Source organism: Paenibacillus sp. (genome assembly GCF_048976745.1).
Taxonomy (GTDB): Bacteria; Bacillota; Bacilli; order Paenibacillales; family Paenibacillaceae; genus Paenibacillus.
Map to the genome: position 1 here is coordinate 1,283,733 of NZ_JBHGUU010000006.1, position 16,694 is coordinate 1,300,426.

Sequence of the window (16,694 nt, forward strand, 5' to 3'; positions counted from 1 at the left end):
TGAACATCTTAACGACTATTATATTGCCGATAAACTTTACGCTTATTGGGCTGTAACTGCACCATCAATCGGATATACTGCACCATTGATATATGGCGCTTCATCTCCAAGCAGGAAGGAAACCAGGTTCGCGATCTCTTCCGGTCTGCCCAGGCGTCCAGATGGAATGCTGTCCACCGTTGCTTTGAACACTTCAGGATTATCCTTACCAAACTGAACAACCATCGGTGTCTCAATCGTGCCTGGCGCAATCGCGTTTACACGAATGTTGTCCTTGCCATATTCAATTGCAGCTGTGCGGGTCAACCCCACCACGCCATGTTTGGTTGCTGCGTAAGGTGCAACCGCAGGTACACCAACAATACCGGCTGTGGAGGCTGTGTTCACAATGGAACCCCCACCTGTTTTGAGCATTTCCGTAATCACATACTTCAACCCGTAGAACACACTTCTCAGGTTAATATCAATAATCTGGTCAAACTGCTCGATTGTATGTTCAATCAACTTGATCCCAGGACCCGCAATACCTGCATTATTAAAGAACATGTCGATTCGCCCGAACTCTTCGACTGCTTTTTTTACATAATTCTCAACTTCAGGTGCTTTACTCACATCTGCTTGTACAAAAATAGCTTTACTTCCCAGCTTCTCAATCTGCCTAACCGTTTCACGACCTGTCTCTTCGACAAGATCCACAACGACAATGGATGCGCCCTTCTCAGCCAGCTTTAGGGCTGCTGCTTGACCCAATCCACTTCCTGCTCCAGTAATAATGGCTACTTTTCCTGCGTGACTCATGTTGATCTCCTCCATGTGTGTGTGTCATCTGGTGATTGGATCGTTGAATACGATATGAAAGGTACGTACATGCAATATTGCAATATGTAGATCAAAAATGGCATAAATCCTTCCTGACTTTACCTATTCTAATAGACTTTCGATATAAAAACAAACCATTTGATATGTATTCATACTATATACTTGTCACATTTTTAACATTTATATTGAAGGAGCACACAACAATAATTCTTGTTGCATGCTCCTCATTTACATCTACACTGCTCTTAAAAGCGGTATCTCTACCACTTCAAACGGTGTTCATCTGATATCCTAACGCTATCTCAGCAGATTGGTTTTTGCCAATTCAATAATTTCGTCACCGCGTCCGTTCAACACGGCCTTCATCATCCATAAGGTGAAACCTTCTGCCTGTTTGAACTCTATCTTCGGAGGTAAAGACAATTCCTGACGATTCACCACCACATCAATCAGTACCGGACCATCATGCTGAAGCGCACGCTGCACAGCTCCTTCCAGTTCACCTGGATCTTCAACCCGAATACCTTCCATGCCCATGGCCTGAGCAACCATCGCAAAGTTGGGGTTTACAAGCTCTGTTCCCGATTCCAGGAATCCGGCAGCCTTCATCTCCAGCTCAACAAAACCGAGGGCTCCATTATTAAACACCACAACTTTAATCGGCAGATTGTGCTGTTTCAATGTCAACAGATCACCCATCAGCATCGTAATACCACCATCACCCGACAACGAGATGACTTGTCTGCCCGGATCAGCGACCTGAGCACCAATCGCTTGTGGCAGGGCATTTGCCATCGTACCGTGACTGAATGAACCAAGCAGCCTGCGATTGCGAGACATCTCAATATAACGTGCCGCCCATACTGTCGGTGTACCGACATCACAGGTGAAGATGGCATTTTCTGCTGCAGCATCACTAATGATCTTGGTCAGGTACTGCGGATGGATGGGCTTTTTACCCGGTTTTCCAACGGCCAGCTCGTCCAGTTCTTTACGTACTTTCACATAACGATCCACACTTTTACGCAGATGTTTGTCGCTGTGTTCTTCTGTTAAATAAGGAAGCAAAGTTTCAATAGTCGATTTCACATCCCCACATACGCCGTAATCCAGCTTCGTACGCCGACCGAGATGGGAAGATTGAATGTCGACCTGAAGAACTTTTGCATCTTCGGGATAGAATTGACGGTATGGGAAATCGGTTCCCAGCATCAATAATACATCACAGTCCATCATGGCATGATAACCGGAGGAATACCCGATTAGGCCAGTTAGGCCGACGGAATAGGGGTTGTCATACTCCAAATATTCCTTGCCTCTTAACGCAATAACCATGGGGGATTTCAACCGATCACAGAGCTGCATAAGCGGTTCCCGAGCACCCGCGCAACCTGCACCGCACAACAACGTAATTTTTTTGCCTTGATTCAGATATTCGGCCAATTTCACAAGTTCCGGCTCTGAAGGATGTACCACAGGGTTGGTCGCATGATACACATGCTCAGGCACAGGCAGATCCGCCGCTTCAAGTCCAGCTACATCCCCCGGTAATACAACGACAGATACACCTGAACGTGCAACTGCTGTCTGGATGGCCATCGTAAGGGAACGAGGCATCTGTTTTGCTGTTGTGATCACTTCACAATAATCGCTGCATTCCTGGAACAGATACTCCGGATGAGTCGCCTGAAAATATTCGCTGCCAATCTCGTCACTTGGGATATGTGCAGCGATGGCGAGTACAGGCACACGATTGCGATGACAGTCGTACAGACCGTTAATCAGATGCATGTTACCCGGACCACTGCTCCCTGCACAGACAGCGATACTTCCACTGACCTCAGCGTCTGCCCCGGCAGCAAATGCAGCCACTTCTTCATGTCGTACATGAATCCATTCGATCTTCCCAGAACGACGGATGGAGTCGAGTACCGCATTCAAGGAGTCTCCAACAATGCCATATATGCGTTTAATGCCAGCGTTTAATAAGGATTCAACCAGAACATCCGCTACTGTTTTTTTCATGATAGATGGGTCTCCTTTAATTGCTCATTTTGATTATGTTTCCACTCTGTTAATATACCTATTCTTATACCCCAATCTGCTGAAATCCGAACCAAATCATATGTATGTATGTATATATGCAACTAAAACCTTCCCCTTAAAGCCAAATGCCAAAAAATCCGTTTGTCGAATGACAAACGGATTTTGATGACACGCCATTAATTGTTATTTCACGTGAATTCCTGAATCCAAATCGGACACTAGATGGCAGGCATCACATTGCCGCCACTTACCGGGATATAGGCCCCCGTGATAAATGAGGACAGATCCGAAGCGAGAAATGCTACCGCATTGGCAATTTCCTGATCTTCTCCCCTGCGCTTCAGCGGAACAGTGCGAGTATATGCCTCATCATGTCCAGGCTCACTGGACCGATCACGTTCGCTTATCGTCCATCCAGGCGCAACCTGGTTTACAGTAATCTGATACTCGCCAACCTCTTTGGCAAGCACGCGATATACACCATCCATGCCACGCTTACCAGCGGTGTAGGCCGATTGGTGAGCGAAGTTTTGCATCGCACATTCAGTATTGATGCCAATGAATCGACCGGATTTGACATCTTGCATATGTGGTATGAAAGCTTTGGCAAGATACACACTCTGCATAACACAGGATTCGAACTGGCTCAAGTAATCTTCGGGAGACTGTTCCAATACCGTTGTCCATTCATATTGAATAACCGCATTGGCAACAACGATATCCACTCCGCCGAGGACAGGCTGAATTTCATCACGCATCCGAAATGCCGTATCCTGCTTTGTAATATCTCCCTGTACAATTACAGCCTTACGACCAAGTGCTTCAATCTCACCCTGAAGTTCCCGAGCCTTGGTATCATTATTTATGTAATGTAGAGCCAGATTGGCGCCACAGGCTGCTAACGTGCGGGCGATCACTCTCCCCAGTTGTCCGGTTGCGCCTGTAACCAGAGCCGTTTTTCCTGTGAGATCCAATTGCATAACAGCGGAAACCTCCTTTAAATTTATACTATCGAAAACGATTTCGGAATAGCGTCAATATCTCTTTACAATTACATATTATCTAGAGAAGTATACAGCATTGTTCAATGCTGTATATGGTAAATCAACTTTCTTCCCTATATGTGGAGAATATTAACGATTATGTTGAATAAGATCAATTTCCTGGAAGCGACTGACTTCCTTTTCCCAACGCTCTTCTACATATTGACGGTGAACCGGATGATTGTTGTAAGCATCATACGCAGCCTGATCCGCAAAAACCATGGAAAAGCTGTAGTCAAACTCATTCTTCTCACTAACCTGTCTTAGAACTTGAAATTGCTCTACCCCAGGAATAAAAGCCAGTGCGTCCGAACTTTCCTTCAAAAAGGCTTCTGCCTCCGGTGTATCTTTACCCGCGTAAAGTGTAAACGTTACCATATGTGTGATGCTGCTCATCTCTATTTCCTCCTCCAATATGTCGTACTCTGTTTCCTAGTGTACATCCGAATGTGTTGTAAGCGCAATAATTGGTTTAATTAATTTTTATTGAGACACAAAAAAACCTCAGGACGAATCCCGAGGTTTTCTTGTAATGTATGGACAAACTTATTTGTTGATGTTGTATTTACGGTTAAATTTATCAACACGGCCACCGATATCCACGTTTCTTTGTTTACCAGTGAAGAACGGGTGGGATGCGGAGCTAGTGTCCACACGGATTACCGGGTAAGAGTTACCATCTTCCCATTCCATAGTTTCGTTAGAGGACTTCGTGGAAGAACTCAGGAATTTGTAATCAGCACTTGCATCGTAAAAAATTACGATTTGTGTCTTTGGATGGATGTCAACTTTTGGCATAATCTATTTACACTCCTTTAATATGGGTACTTCTTTAGAATCAAACTAAATTTTATTATACTCTTTTTTTGGACAAAGTACCAGCAGGATTTGACGAATGGCTAAAAAAATTATGATATCTGTGATTTTGCACCTAATCAGGTGTTACGCCGTCCCTTTCTCCAGTACATTCAACATGTACTCCAAAGCCTCCAGTTCATCCCTGCCCCTTGTCTGTAATCTGACAACACTACCATATCGAATGGGAAGTAACGCCATTCCAAGCAGGCTTTTGACATCTACTCGATGCTCATGCTCAGACTCCATATACGACAAAATAATATCCGAGGAAAAACGTGACGCTTGAGAAGATACCGACATCAGATCATCCCGATGAAAATCAGCGTGTATCACAAATTCATGTACTCTCACAACCTTCATTTCCTTTCGCTAAGTACTTGTTCACCGTTATGGTGTGTATCATTTTATATATTAAAATCTTCATGAATTATACCATGTTATGGGAGCTTGTCTATCCCTTTATTTTGCGAAAAAAAACAAAAAAGAGTCCTGAACTGCCGGACTCTTTCGAGTTGTGCCTATCTACCATTCGGATATACCATGACCTTCAGACTACCGCTCTTATTGTGTAACGCGCGCTCCATCGCCTGCTGTGTCTCTTCGAGTGAATAACGATCTGTAATCATGGACATCACGTCATGCTGGCCGGAGCTCAGGAACTCAATCCCTGCCGGATACGTGTTGGCATATCGGAATATGCCGTAGATATCAACTTCATTGTCCGCGATAAATGGCACATTGAGTGCGATCTCATCCTGTGCAGGCAGCCCCACAATTGCAAGTTTTCCTCCACGTCGAAGTGAATACAAAGCGGATTGCAGCGCCTTCGGATTGCCCGCTGTTTCCCATGCGGTATCGACACCCAGGCCATTTGTTAACTCGCGAATCACAGCCAGTGCATCTTCATTCCGCACATTAATGGTATGAGTGGCACCCATGCGGCGAGCGGCTTCCAGCCTAACTTCCTCCAGGTCTGTAACAATGATCTTCTCTACACCAAAAGATTTGGCAGCAGCCACGGCCATGAGTCCAACGGGGCCCATACCCATAATCGCCAGGGTTGTACCCGGAGCCAGTTTGCTGCGGCGTGCAGCGTGAATGCCAACGGAGAATGGTTCGTTCATAGCTGCTTCCTCATAAGACAGATGATCCGGGATCGGAAATACCATATCTTCACGTATCACCATGTATTGTACAAATGCCCCATCCACCGGAGGGGTCGCCAGAAATTGTACATCCGGACACAGGTTATAACGACCTTCCTTGCATGCCGTGCAACGTCCGCAAGTCACCCCAGGTTCAATAGCAACCCGATCCCCTGTTTTCAAACGTGATACGTTCGAGCCAACAGCAGCAATGATCCCCGCACACTCATGACCCAGAATGATCGGTTTTTCCACGACAAATCTGCCAATGCGTCCATGTTCAAAATAATGCACATCCGAGCCACACACCCCAACAGCCATCACTTGGATTAACACCTCATCCGCTGCCGGTTGCGGGACAGGTTGTTCCTCCATAATAATGTGTCCTGGCTCTGTCATGACAGCGGCCTTCATGGTCTCGGGCAGTTGATGTTGTCCCATACGTATTCTCCTCCTCAGGTATGTCCATGCTGTCTATTCTACATCAAAGAAAACAAGGTATCTTCTCCCTTCACGTTCACCAATCAATAGATTGTTCGACCTTGTTCATCCGCAATGCCGCTCTTGCGGTAGAAATACGTATTGATCATGTCCCGCCATTCCTTTGCATGTTCGGCCTGATTATCCTGTAATGAAGCAACTTTGCTGAAAATGTCCGGGTCGATTTTGCCCTCCAGCTGTCTCCATGTCTCGGCTAACGCCTCCGCCTGCGCTACACCTTCAAAATGCGTATCATAAATATGCTGAATGACCGTCTTGCCTGAATGCAGAACATGGGTGTACGGCACGTGATGGAAAAATAAAATCAACTCATCCGGACAGGTGTCCAAGGACTCATAACGATCAGCATTCTCAGGGTGATACTGTGACGTATATCCTGTACCGCTGTTCACGGTTCGATCTACACCAATGCCATGACAATCGGCAAAGTGATACGTTCCCCATTTGGAATACTCGTATCCATCTACATTCGGCCCATAATGATGCTCGGGATTAACCATCCAGCCCACACCGAGAGGCGCCGTGTAATTCTCATAGATATCTAGTGAAGTCAAAAGCATACCCGTAACCTGCCGTACAACTTCGTCATCATGTCCAAATGTGAGTCTCACCCACTCATCGGCAATCTCTTCCGCGGACAGCTCCGGATTCCACGCAAGTCTTCCGTATCCATACAGGTTCGCCTGCGCGAGTGGATGTCCTGTCCAACAGGCATCAGCACCAATGTTGGAGACTGCCGCGAAGCCGCTGTGAGGTCGTTTATACAGAGAACCGTCCGCAATTCGTTTGATCTCTGAACCTTTGCCCTTGGCGTATGTGTCAAAGTCCAATACGTCTTTCCACTGGGGAACCAGATAACAGAGATGACGTTGTTGCCCGGTATACTCCTGTGTAATCTGAAATTCAATCACCTGATTTGTATGTTCCATGGCACCGAACAGTGGGGATACCGCCTCCCTCACCTGAAAGTCCATCGGCCCGTTCTTGATCTGCAAAATGACATTGTCGGCAAAACGCCCGTCCAGCGGCTTAAAGTGGTCATAGGCTGCACGCGCACGGTCTGTGGAACGATCCCGCCAGTCTTGCTTGCAGTTATAGACGAAGCAACGCCAAATCACCAAACCACCGAAAGGCCGAAGGGCTTCAGCCAGCATATTTGCACCATCAGCGTGATCCCGATTATACGTGAACGGCCCCGGTCGATTCTCGGAATCTGCCTTGATCAGGTATCCCCCAAAATCCGGAATTGCAGCGTACACCTTGGCCGTTTGAATGTTCCACCATTCCCGTACCTTCGCATCCAGCGGATCTGCCGTATGCAATCCACCAATCTCGATTGGACTTGCGTAGTTGGCGCTCAGGAACAGTCGAATGCCATACGCTCTGAATTCAGCAGCAACCTTCGCCACATCACCAAGATAACGTTCTGTCAGAAACAGGCTCTCACGGCGGTGTACATTGACATTGTTGATGGATATGGCATTAATGCCCGTCGAAGCAAGCAAGCGTGCATAATCCCTGATGCGTTCCAAGTCCAGTGTGAATTCCCCGTTATCATAGAAAATGGAATCTCCTGCGTAACCCCGTTCAATGCTGCCGTCCACGTTATCCCACTGATTAATCATTCGTAATGCATTGATAGGCTGCTCTTTAATGAAACTCCATTTACTCACAGCGTCATCCGCCTTACTTGCACTTCCTTGATCCATTGTCAGCTCCCGAAGCAGATGGAATGCACCATACAACACACCTTGGGGAGTCTCTGAACCAATGACCAGTACATCCTCGGTCTCGTTCTCACGAATGATATAGCCTTCTCCTTGAACAGTTGAACGCTCTGTCTCACTGAACGATCCAGCCACCGAATCGCTCCCTGCCCAAGTGCCAATTCGTATTGCGGGAGCGGAAGCGTGATTGTCCCGCTTACTTTGCTGAGCATCCGATAGATGACTGACCAAGGGTTTCACACCATACAACTTCTCCAGTCCCCGTGAAAGTTCGGTCAGAGCTGCTGCAATTACTCCATGGTTCTCTTCCGACACGATCAGCTTGCTCCAAGCAGGAGCCACCTGTGGAGCAAGTCCATTCGCTATTGGCAATTCGGAGTGATACCCCAGCCACGCATCATACTGCGGACCTGACAAGGCAGATTGAACAATAGATTGGCTCATTGTACCGCCTCCTTACTCGCATAGATCTGGGCAAGACGATTTCCTTTTCCTTCGAGCAACCATAGAATCGACGTTACACCACGTGGGTAGTATTTGCTGCCAACCGCCACACCTGACAGGATCTGGTCACTCCAGCACCAGTAGGATTCCTCCGGATGCAGCAGCCAGTTGACATGCGCCGCGTCTGCTGCCTTGCCTGTCTCATCCCATTCCACGCCCAGTAACTCTCTAGCGATAAACTGGGATAAATAGATTTTGCTTAACCACGAGTTATTGCTGGTTGAGGACAGTTTCCAGCCGCCATCTTCAAACAGGCATGTTCCCGGCACAAGAACCGTCTTCAGATGAGTTTGGAGTGCTTTCAGATAAGGTCCAAAGCGACCATTCACATCCAGTGCTGCTTCACATCCTGTAAAGTAAGGGAACACCAGACCTTCAATCGCAGGAATGATTCGAGAATCATTATTCTCTGCAATAACTGCTGGAATGTAGCCGCCGTCAGTCAACTGTGCAGCAATGCTGGCAGCGCAGCGATCCGCCTGAAGCCCTGCTTGATGTGACAGTTCTGCCAACTTCTCCGTTGCGAACAGCTTCTCCAGTGCAACATAGACCGCCCAACATTTACCCGCCAGATAGATATTATTGCGAGACTGGCCAAGTGACACATCCAGACTGTCGTAAGTTGTAATTTCTGCTCCACCTTGGGTACGGCTGCTATCCAGACCCATCAGTCCGTTACGCTGTTCTGCGTTAGGATGGTCACGATTAAGCATGCTTTCGAAGCAATCCTGGATAACAGGCAACATATTTTTCACAAATGTTTGATCCTGTGTCTGTTCAATGTATACTGTCGCGCAGCAGAGCCAGTTCACCAGTTCCTCGTGGCTCATCTGTGAGAAGCAGTCATCAATGCCAACCAGTTCATATGCCGAGTGCCCGGGGCGTGAGAACACATTGGCAACACCAATATCATGGGTAAAAGTAATTCCGCCCGGATATAACTTCTCTTCCCCGGGGAAACGAACCTGATCCGTATAACTGTATCGTTTCACAAACCACTCCAGCTCATTACGCACCGTCCATGGATTCAAGGCAAGCTCGAAGTACAACTGATCAGCCGTCAGATCAAGTGTGTTCATCATGCGATACTCCCCTTCGTTCACCACCCAGAGTGGCTCACCCTCGGCATCCAGCAGTTGAGTACTGGCATAATAGCTGTGAATGGAATGAGCAAGCATGAATGATTGATCTTCGGTCAAAGCTCCTGTTCCAAGGCGCTGTTCAACCTCTCCACAGGATGAAGTCAACTCACTGAAGCGTTGGAGTGCATACGCTCCAGCTGCCTGAATATCGGAGAAATAGCGTGTATACCAATACGTTGTATCCATACCGGTGGTCACAATGCCTCCGCGATAAAAACATACGGCGAATTGATACGTACGTTTCTCTCCAGCCGGCACTTCCATCAGTAGTGCAGCGGTTGAGCCAAGTCCAAATGCCAGATTCTCCCGATGTTGCTCCTGCAAAAGTTTCTCCAGCGTAAATCCGCGTGCGGGCCACAGCCCGTCATCTGCCGACATAATCGCTGTGAGTCGACCTTGTCCCACACCTGTGATGGAGCCGCCTTCCGGCCCCCCAATCAGACGCATCGCAGAGTACGGATCATTGCCCTGATAGCCAAAGTAGGCTTTCCGTGAATGTTGACCTTGCGTATTGTCAATCGTCATCTCAACCAATACGGCAGGTACGAGTGCATCCATTAATTCTTCACGATCCCCACTCGTTGGATCCGGTACGGGACGTACAGGCGAGTAGATACGGAACGTCAGGTCTCCTGCAGTCCACGTATCCGTTCCTGAGGTGAATTCACGGGTAATATCTTCATCACGAAAAGCCGTAATAAGAGGTTGTGAAACATTGGACGCTGTGGTTGACGCCGTGTCCCCGTTATCCAACTTCTCTACATCATAGCGGCTGCTCTCATCCTCGGAAGCTTCATAAAAAGGAAGCGCCTGATAATTCTCTCCATCACGAGATTGTAATCCAATATATACATTCTGGTCTGCCGGTTTGCCGAGTTCAATACCCAACCCGCCTTTGGCTCCTTTGTATCCCAGTGTAAAACTCGCAAAAGCACCAATTGGTGCATGATGTGCATTATAAAAGATGGATTTGGATGTGCTCACGTCATAACCCCTCTCAAAATAGTTTGCATACGTTTTCATTAGCCCCATCCTAACACGTGGTTCCACCTCAGACCATGATCAAATCAATCGGATATTTACCCAAATCAAGCTGATAGACTATAATGGATTAAAGCGGTTACACAAAACCATTCCATATGATATAAGTGCGTGTTCAAAAGCGCTTTTTTTGAACAACCTCTATAAAGGGGGATTTTCCATGTCTTCAACGTACTTGCCTCCTACTTTGGGAGAAAGTGTCCATGAAGTTTTTTATCCAGATGTGCAAACAACCGTCAATCTGTTCGCCATTCATTTACGAAGTGTTGGTATGGACTGGGATTATCCGGCGCATGAGCATCCTCAATATGAATTGAATTATGTCACGGAAGGCGAGCAGCACATGATGGTGAACGGTACCCTATATATTCAAAAGGCTGGCGAACTGCTCCTGATTCCTCCAGGAAGCATTCATTCCAGCCAGAGCCATAACGGCAAGGGATTCACGTATTTTTGCATGCATTTTGACATTGATGATCCGTTGTTCCTATCGTTGCTGGCACGTATCAAACAAGTGCGATTCAGCGCGGATAGTCCGGTTACAAGGCAGATTGAGCCGGTTTTACGCAAATTGATGTCAACTGCCGATGATGAAACAGCCAATACAATGGTGCAGCGTATGCAGCTGCAATCTGCAGTATTCGAACTATTTGGCCATCTGTGGGAGGCGGTCTCGCAAGAGGCAGCGCAATGGTTCACCGACGGGCATGAAAAGATCGAACTTGCCCACCAGATTCGTAATCGACTGCAAGGCCTGATGAGTCAGCAATTCAAACAGGGACATGAATCGAACGGTCACTATGGCATTGATGATATTGCAGCAGAGCTGGGCATCAGTTCTTCTCACTGTAATCGCGTGTTCAAGCAGGTGTTCGGTCAGTCTCCCCGTGCTGTATTGTCCCAGCTGGTTTTGCATGAAGCGAAGCTTCTTCTGGGCAATCCGAAGCTGTCCGTGCAGAATATTGCCGTTATGCTTGGTTACAAGGATATTGCCCATTTCAGTCGTCAATTCAAGCGCTGGTCCGGCATGTCACCATCCCGCTACCGACAGGAAAAGCCTGCTCTGGAATAAAGTCCAGTAGCAGGCTGTTGGGCTTTCTTATTTATTTCAGCAAACGTCTAATCAACTTCAGCTTGTTATCATACGGTGGATACAGAATTGGCAGATTTAATTTGGTGCTTTTTTTCAGTACACTTTTCAGATGGGAGAAGGTTTCGAAACTGTACTTCCCATGATATGAACCAACACCGGAATGACCAACACCGCCAAACGGCAGACGCGGATTCGCAACATGTGTGATCGTATCGTTAATGCAGCCGCCTCCAAAAGAAACTTCACGCAGCACTTTGTCCTGAATCCGGGTGTCGGAAGTAAACAGGTACAAAGCGAGTGGTTTCGGCCGCTTTACGATCTCAACAATCGCTTCATCGAGGTTACGGTAGCTGATGATCGGCAGAATTGGTCCAAATATCTCATCTTCCATCGTCGCTGCATCCCAGGACTCTGCATCTATTAATGTAGGTTCAATGAAACGATCTTCCTCATCCGAAGCTCCCCCATATATCACTTTGGCCTGATCCCGTTCTATCAAAGTCGTCAGACGTTTAAAATGACCCTTGTTCACGATTCGCCCATAGTCCTTGTTGTGCTGGATATCCGTACCAAAGAAGGACACAATCGCCGCTTTCATCTCCGTAATTAACGATTCCTTCACACGCTCATGCACGAGCAAATAATCGGGTGCGATACAGGTCTGCCCTGTATTGAGCAGTTTGCCCCATATAATGCGCTGCGCAGCTACTTTGATATCCGCCTGTTCATCAACAATGACCGGACTCTTACCGCCCAGTTCCAACGTAACGGGAACGAGATTTTTGGCAGCTGCCTCCATTACAATCTTGCCTACCGGTACACTGCCTGTAAAAAAGATATAGTCGAATGGCGCGTTAATTAGTGCTGTTGTTGTGTCTTTTGCACCGTCAAGCACTTGTACGTAAGCCGGTTCGAATACACTCGCAATCATTTCACGTACTACAGCGGACACCGCAGGTGTATTCTCTGAGGCTTTGAGCACAGCTGTGTTGCCTGCCGCAATCGCACCTACCAATGGTTCGATTAAGAGTTGAAAAGGATAATTGAACGGTCCGATGATCAGAACGGCTCCATAGGGTTCAGGTATAATAACACTTTTGGAACCCAGGAGTGCCATTTGCGTTTTTACTTTAACGGGTTTCACCCATTTATTCACTTTACGAATGGTGTGTGTGATGCTGTCCATCATAAATCCGATTTCGGTCGTGTAGGATTCGAACTCACTTTTGCCCAAATCCTGATATAGAGCTTCAGTCAGTCTGGTCTCATACTTTTGAATCGCCTGCTTGAGTTGGTTCAGACGGGCTATTCGAGCTTCTGCCGATCTTGTGGCCCCGGAACGAAAAAACTCCCGTTGCTGCTCCAAAATCTGTTCAACTTCCTGACTGGTTACTTCCTGTATCGTTGTTGTCATATATACATACTCCTCTGTTTATTATTGATCAAGCGTTTAAACTTACGAACCTATATGACACATGCAAAAGCATGTTTTATCCCTATTAATCTACAGACACTCTTCTTCCAAAGCAGCTACCAGTTCCTTCAACAGTTCCACCGATGCATTCAATGAAGCCGAATAATAGCGCTGTGTTCCCTTCTGTTCCACAGATATAAGCCCCTTCTCTAACAACAGCTTGAGATGATGAGATATGGCTGGTCTGGATAGGCTGGACTGATCGGTAATTTCATTCACCGTCATTCTGCCCTTCTCGGTGAGTGTCAGCAAAATGGATTGGCGATGATTGTCACTTAACACCTGAAATAACGGGATACAGGTTTGAAAAACGCTAATTGCTTTTTGTCCCATGGTTTCACCTCCATACGATTCTTGTTCAATGTTTCTACGTACTATTTTCTATATTGAATGTCTGTTGGTTTAAACATTTGAACCTAATAGCTGAATTGTACTCTTTACTCTCTTAAACCGCAAGTGAATCATCAACTAAATTTAAAACAATGTCGATAAAGCGCTTCCATACTACCATACAAGTATGGTAGTATGTCAATGAAGGAGTTGAAGTTGTGGAATATACCCCAAAGTTATCATCCAAAGCCGGTTTGTTGCCTGTTGCGAGCAGTATGTCTTCCATGAATAAGAACTCTTACTCGACGCGAGATGTGGTTTACTACACGCTGAAAAAACTCATATTGAGTCTGAAAATGCCTCCGGGAACAGCTATTTCCGAGAAAGAAATTTCGCTGGAGTTTCAGGTCAGCCGGACACCTGTTCGAGAAAGTTTTGTAAGGCTTGCTCAGGAAGGTCTTCTGGAAGTGTACCCGCAGCGTGGCACATACGTTTCTCTGATTCAGGTCAATCTCGTTGAGGAAGCACGGTTTATGCGCGAACAGCTCGAACGAGCCGTCATCAGGCTCGCCTGCGAGAACTTTCCAAACGAACAGATGGTGGCACTGGAACAGAATCTTGCGTGGCAACAGGAATGCAGGGTCAAACCGGATGATGAACGAATGTTCCAATTGGATGAGGAATTCCATAGCACTCTTTTTGCAGGCTGTAATAAAAGCAACATCTGGACTGTTATCCAGCAGATGAATGTACATTTGAATCGAAGTCGTATGCTTCGGCTGTCCTCCGACCACCAGTGGGATCACCTGATTGAACAGCACAGGTCCATGGTCAAGGCCATTCAGCAGCATGATGCCGATACAGCAGAGCGACTGATGCACGAACATTTGCATTTAACTGTCACCGATTTGGCTGTCCTGCAGGATACATATCCTTCCTATTTTCAATGACTTAATTTTTCTTACTACTATTCATGATGAGGTGAACGGGATGAGAATGGTTTTTCGCTGGTTCGGCGAAGGCAATGATACGGTAACGCTGGATCATATCCGGCAGATTCCGGGTGTTGAAGGTATTGTGTGGGCACTGCACGATGTTCCTGCTGGCGAGGAATGGCCAATGGATAAGATACTCGCTGTCAAAACGGCAGCGGACAAGGCCGGGTTACATCTGGATGTCGTTGAGAGTGTGAACATCCATGAGGATATCAAGCTGGGTCTGCCATCAAGAGATAAGTACATTGCGAACTATATTAAAACGATGGAGAAACTGGCTCAGGTGGGTGTAAAGGTCATCTGTTACAACTTTATGCCAATCTTCGACTGGCTTCGCACGGAGATGCACAAGGAAATGGAGGATGGCTCAACTGCCCTCTTCTATGAGCACAGTAAACTCGCTGATATAGAACCCTTGGAACTGGTTCGTCGCATTACCGAAAACTCTGAACTAACAATGCCAGGTTGGGAACCGGAACGATTGCAGTATTTAACAGGTCTGTTCGAAGCCTACAAGGATGTTACCGAGGATCATATGTGGGAGCACGCACGTTATTTCCTGCAAGAGATTATTCCGACAGCCGAACGTCTGGGAATTCGAATGGCCATCCATCCGGATGATCCGCCTTGGCCAATCTTTGGATTACCAAAGATTATTACGAGTCAGGAGAATGTTCGAAAATATTTGAATCTATATGATAGCCCTTATAATAGCGTGACGTTATGCAGTGGCTCTTTGGGAGCAAATGCAGATAATGATATTATCGGGATGATACACGAGTTCAAGGATCGGATTCCATTTGCCCACATTCGTAATGTCAAAATCTACGATAATGGCGACTTTATCGAAACCTCACATCGCAGTCAGGATGGCAGTGTTGATATTGCAGGGGTTGTTGAGGCTTATCACGATATCGGTTATGAAGGATATGCAAGACCCGACCACGGTCGTCATCTCTGGGGAGAACAGTGCCGACCTGGCTATGGGCTCTATGACCGGGCTTTGGGGATCATGTATCTCTGGGGCGTCTGGGATTCCCTGCAAAGGAGGACAAAAGCATGAGTGAACACCCATATGAACGCTCCTCTCGTCTCGAAGGCAGAACAGCTGTAATCACCGGAGGTGCTGGAGTATTATGCCGCTCCATGGCGGAAGAGCTCGCTCGGCACGGTGCAAGTGTAGCCATCCTGAACCGCACCGTGTCCAAGGGGCAAGAAGTTGTAGCGGCGATTGAAGCTGCCGGTGGCAGAGCGATTGCTATAGCCTGTGACGTAACCCAGGCCGATAGTGTGCAAGCGGCGGCGGATGCTGTACTGGAACAGCTTGGACCATGTGATATTCTTATCAATGGCGCGGGTGGCAATAACGCCAGTGCCAACACCACAAATGAAATTTTCAGATTGGAAGATCTGGAAAAAAGCGATGTCACTACATTTTTCGATGTAAGTGTAGAGGGATTTCGTCAGGTGATGGATCTGAATTTTGTCGGTTCGCTCATCCCCACTCAGATCTTTGCAAAACATATGATAGAACGCAATGTTCCCGCCACTGTCATTAACATTTCTTCCATGAGCGCCCCATCGCCCATGACCAAAGTTCCTGCATACAGCGCTGCAAAGGCAGCCATTAACAACTTCACGCAGTGGCTCGCCGTTCATCTGGCCGAATCCGGTATTCGTGTCAATGCTATTGCACCCGGGTTTTTCCTGACTGAGCAAAACCGTAATCTATTACTGCAACCAGACGGCTCACCTACGGAGCGTTCCAGTAAAATTATCGCTCATACACCCATGCGCCGCTTCGGCAAACCGGAAGACCTGCTTGGTACATTGATGTGGCTTGCAGATGAAAGACAGTCCGGCTTTGTCACTGGTACAGTCATTCCAGTAGATGGCGGATTTATGGCGTACTCTGGTGTATAATGATAAAGGCGAATGCTTCGCTTTATTCTTTCCTCTCCGTTACGTGTAAATAA

Annotated in this window: 15 protein-coding genes; 4 read left to right on the plus strand and 11 right to left on the minus strand. The window is 47.0% G+C overall.

Features of this window, described 5'->3' with window-relative positions:
* Positions 1–42 precede the first annotated feature (42 nt).
* The 9 genes from ACE3K2_RS12260 to ACE3K2_RS12300 form a co-directional block, all read right to left on the minus strand.
* Positions 43–798 carry an SDR family NAD(P)-dependent oxidoreductase gene (locus tag ACE3K2_RS12260; protein WP_421890152.1) on the minus strand — a complete coding sequence of 252 codons (756 nt, stop codon included), beginning with the start codon at positions 796–798 and terminating at the stop codon, positions 43–45.
* A 318-nt stretch (positions 799–1,116) separates the two neighbouring features.
* Positions 1,117–2,844 (minus strand): ubiquinone-dependent pyruvate dehydrogenase, encoded by a 1,728-nt coding sequence (gene poxB / locus ACE3K2_RS12265; RefSeq protein ID WP_421890155.1) that lies wholly within the window; start codon positions 2,842–2,844, stop codon positions 1,117–1,119.
* A gap of 239 nt (positions 2,845–3,083) precedes the next feature.
* Positions 3,084–3,845 (minus strand): SDR family NAD(P)-dependent oxidoreductase, encoded by a 762-nt coding sequence (locus tag ACE3K2_RS12270; protein WP_421890157.1) that lies wholly within the window; start codon positions 3,843–3,845, stop codon positions 3,084–3,086.
* 153 nt (positions 3,846–3,998) lie between these two features.
* Positions 3,999–4,304, minus strand: a complete 306-nt coding sequence (locus ACE3K2_RS12275) for a Dabb family protein (RefSeq protein WP_421890160.1) — start codon at positions 4,302–4,304, stop codon at positions 3,999–4,001.
* Positions 4,305–4,454: 150 nt separating this feature from the next.
* Positions 4,455–4,706, minus strand: a complete 252-nt coding sequence (locus ACE3K2_RS12280) for a type B 50S ribosomal protein L31 (RefSeq protein WP_278294759.1) — start codon at positions 4,704–4,706, stop codon at positions 4,455–4,457.
* 144 nt (positions 4,707–4,850) lie between these two features.
* Positions 4,851–5,117: an HPr family phosphocarrier protein gene (locus ACE3K2_RS12285; RefSeq protein ID WP_421890163.1), complete on the minus strand. Its 267-nt coding sequence runs from the start codon at positions 5,115–5,117 to the stop codon at positions 4,851–4,853.
* 167 nt (positions 5,118–5,284) lie between these two features.
* The gene (locus tag ACE3K2_RS12290) at positions 5,285–6,352 is read right to left on the minus strand and encodes an NAD(P)-dependent alcohol dehydrogenase (protein WP_421890165.1); all 1,068 of its coding nucleotides are present in this window, start codon (positions 6,350–6,352) and stop codon (positions 5,285–5,287) included.
* Between the two features lie 83 nt (positions 6,353–6,435).
* Positions 6,436–8,583 (minus strand): alpha-glucuronidase family glycosyl hydrolase, encoded by a 2,148-nt coding sequence (locus tag ACE3K2_RS12295; protein WP_421890168.1) that lies wholly within the window; start codon positions 8,581–8,583, stop codon positions 6,436–6,438.
* A complete protein-coding gene (locus tag ACE3K2_RS12300; RefSeq protein WP_421890170.1) occupies positions 8,580–10,769 on the minus strand; it encodes a glycoside hydrolase family 52 protein in 2,190 nt (729 codons plus the stop codon). The genes ACE3K2_RS12295 and ACE3K2_RS12300 overlap by 4 nt, the downstream gene beginning before the upstream one ends.
* Positions 10,770–10,986: 217 nt before the next feature.
* Between ACE3K2_RS12300 and ACE3K2_RS12305 the strand changes: the two genes are divergently transcribed.
* Positions 10,987–11,898, plus strand: coding sequence for an AraC family transcriptional regulator (locus ACE3K2_RS12305; protein WP_421890172.1), 912 nt, complete (start codon positions 10,987–10,989; stop codon positions 11,896–11,898).
* A gap of 31 nt (positions 11,899–11,929) precedes the next feature.
* On the opposite strand, the gene ACE3K2_RS12310 is transcribed toward ACE3K2_RS12305, so the two are convergent.
* Both ACE3K2_RS12310 and ACE3K2_RS12315 read right to left on the minus strand, forming a co-directional pair.
* On the minus strand, positions 11,930–13,333 hold the full coding sequence (locus ACE3K2_RS12310; protein WP_421890175.1) for an aldehyde dehydrogenase: 1,404 nt from the start codon (positions 13,331–13,333) through the stop codon (positions 11,930–11,932).
* Between the two features lie 90 nt (positions 13,334–13,423).
* Positions 13,424–13,726: an ArsR/SmtB family transcription factor gene (locus ACE3K2_RS12315; RefSeq protein ID WP_421890177.1), complete on the minus strand. Its 303-nt coding sequence runs from the start codon at positions 13,724–13,726 to the stop codon at positions 13,424–13,426.
* A gap of 272 nt (positions 13,727–13,998) precedes the next feature.
* Here ACE3K2_RS12315 and ACE3K2_RS12320 point away from each other — a divergent pair, with 272 nt between their 5' ends.
* Genes ACE3K2_RS12320 through ACE3K2_RS12330 form a run of 3 tightly spaced genes read left to right on the plus strand, consistent with a single transcriptional unit; the run spans position 13,999 to position 16,641 of the window.
* Entirely contained in the window at positions 13,999–14,673 is a 675-nt protein-coding gene (locus ACE3K2_RS12320) for a GntR family transcriptional regulator (RefSeq protein ID WP_421891200.1), read from the plus strand.
* A gap of 40 nt (positions 14,674–14,713) precedes the next feature.
* Positions 14,714–15,781 (plus strand): mannonate dehydratase, encoded by a 1,068-nt coding sequence (gene uxuA / locus ACE3K2_RS12325; RefSeq protein ID WP_421890180.1) that lies wholly within the window; start codon positions 14,714–14,716, stop codon positions 15,779–15,781.
* Positions 15,778–16,641 carry an SDR family oxidoreductase gene (locus ACE3K2_RS12330; protein WP_421890184.1) on the plus strand — a complete coding sequence of 288 codons (864 nt, stop codon included), beginning with the start codon at positions 15,778–15,780 and terminating at the stop codon, positions 16,639–16,641. The genes uxuA and ACE3K2_RS12330 overlap by 4 nt, the downstream gene beginning before the upstream one ends.
* Positions 16,642–16,694: the final 53 nt, after the last annotated feature.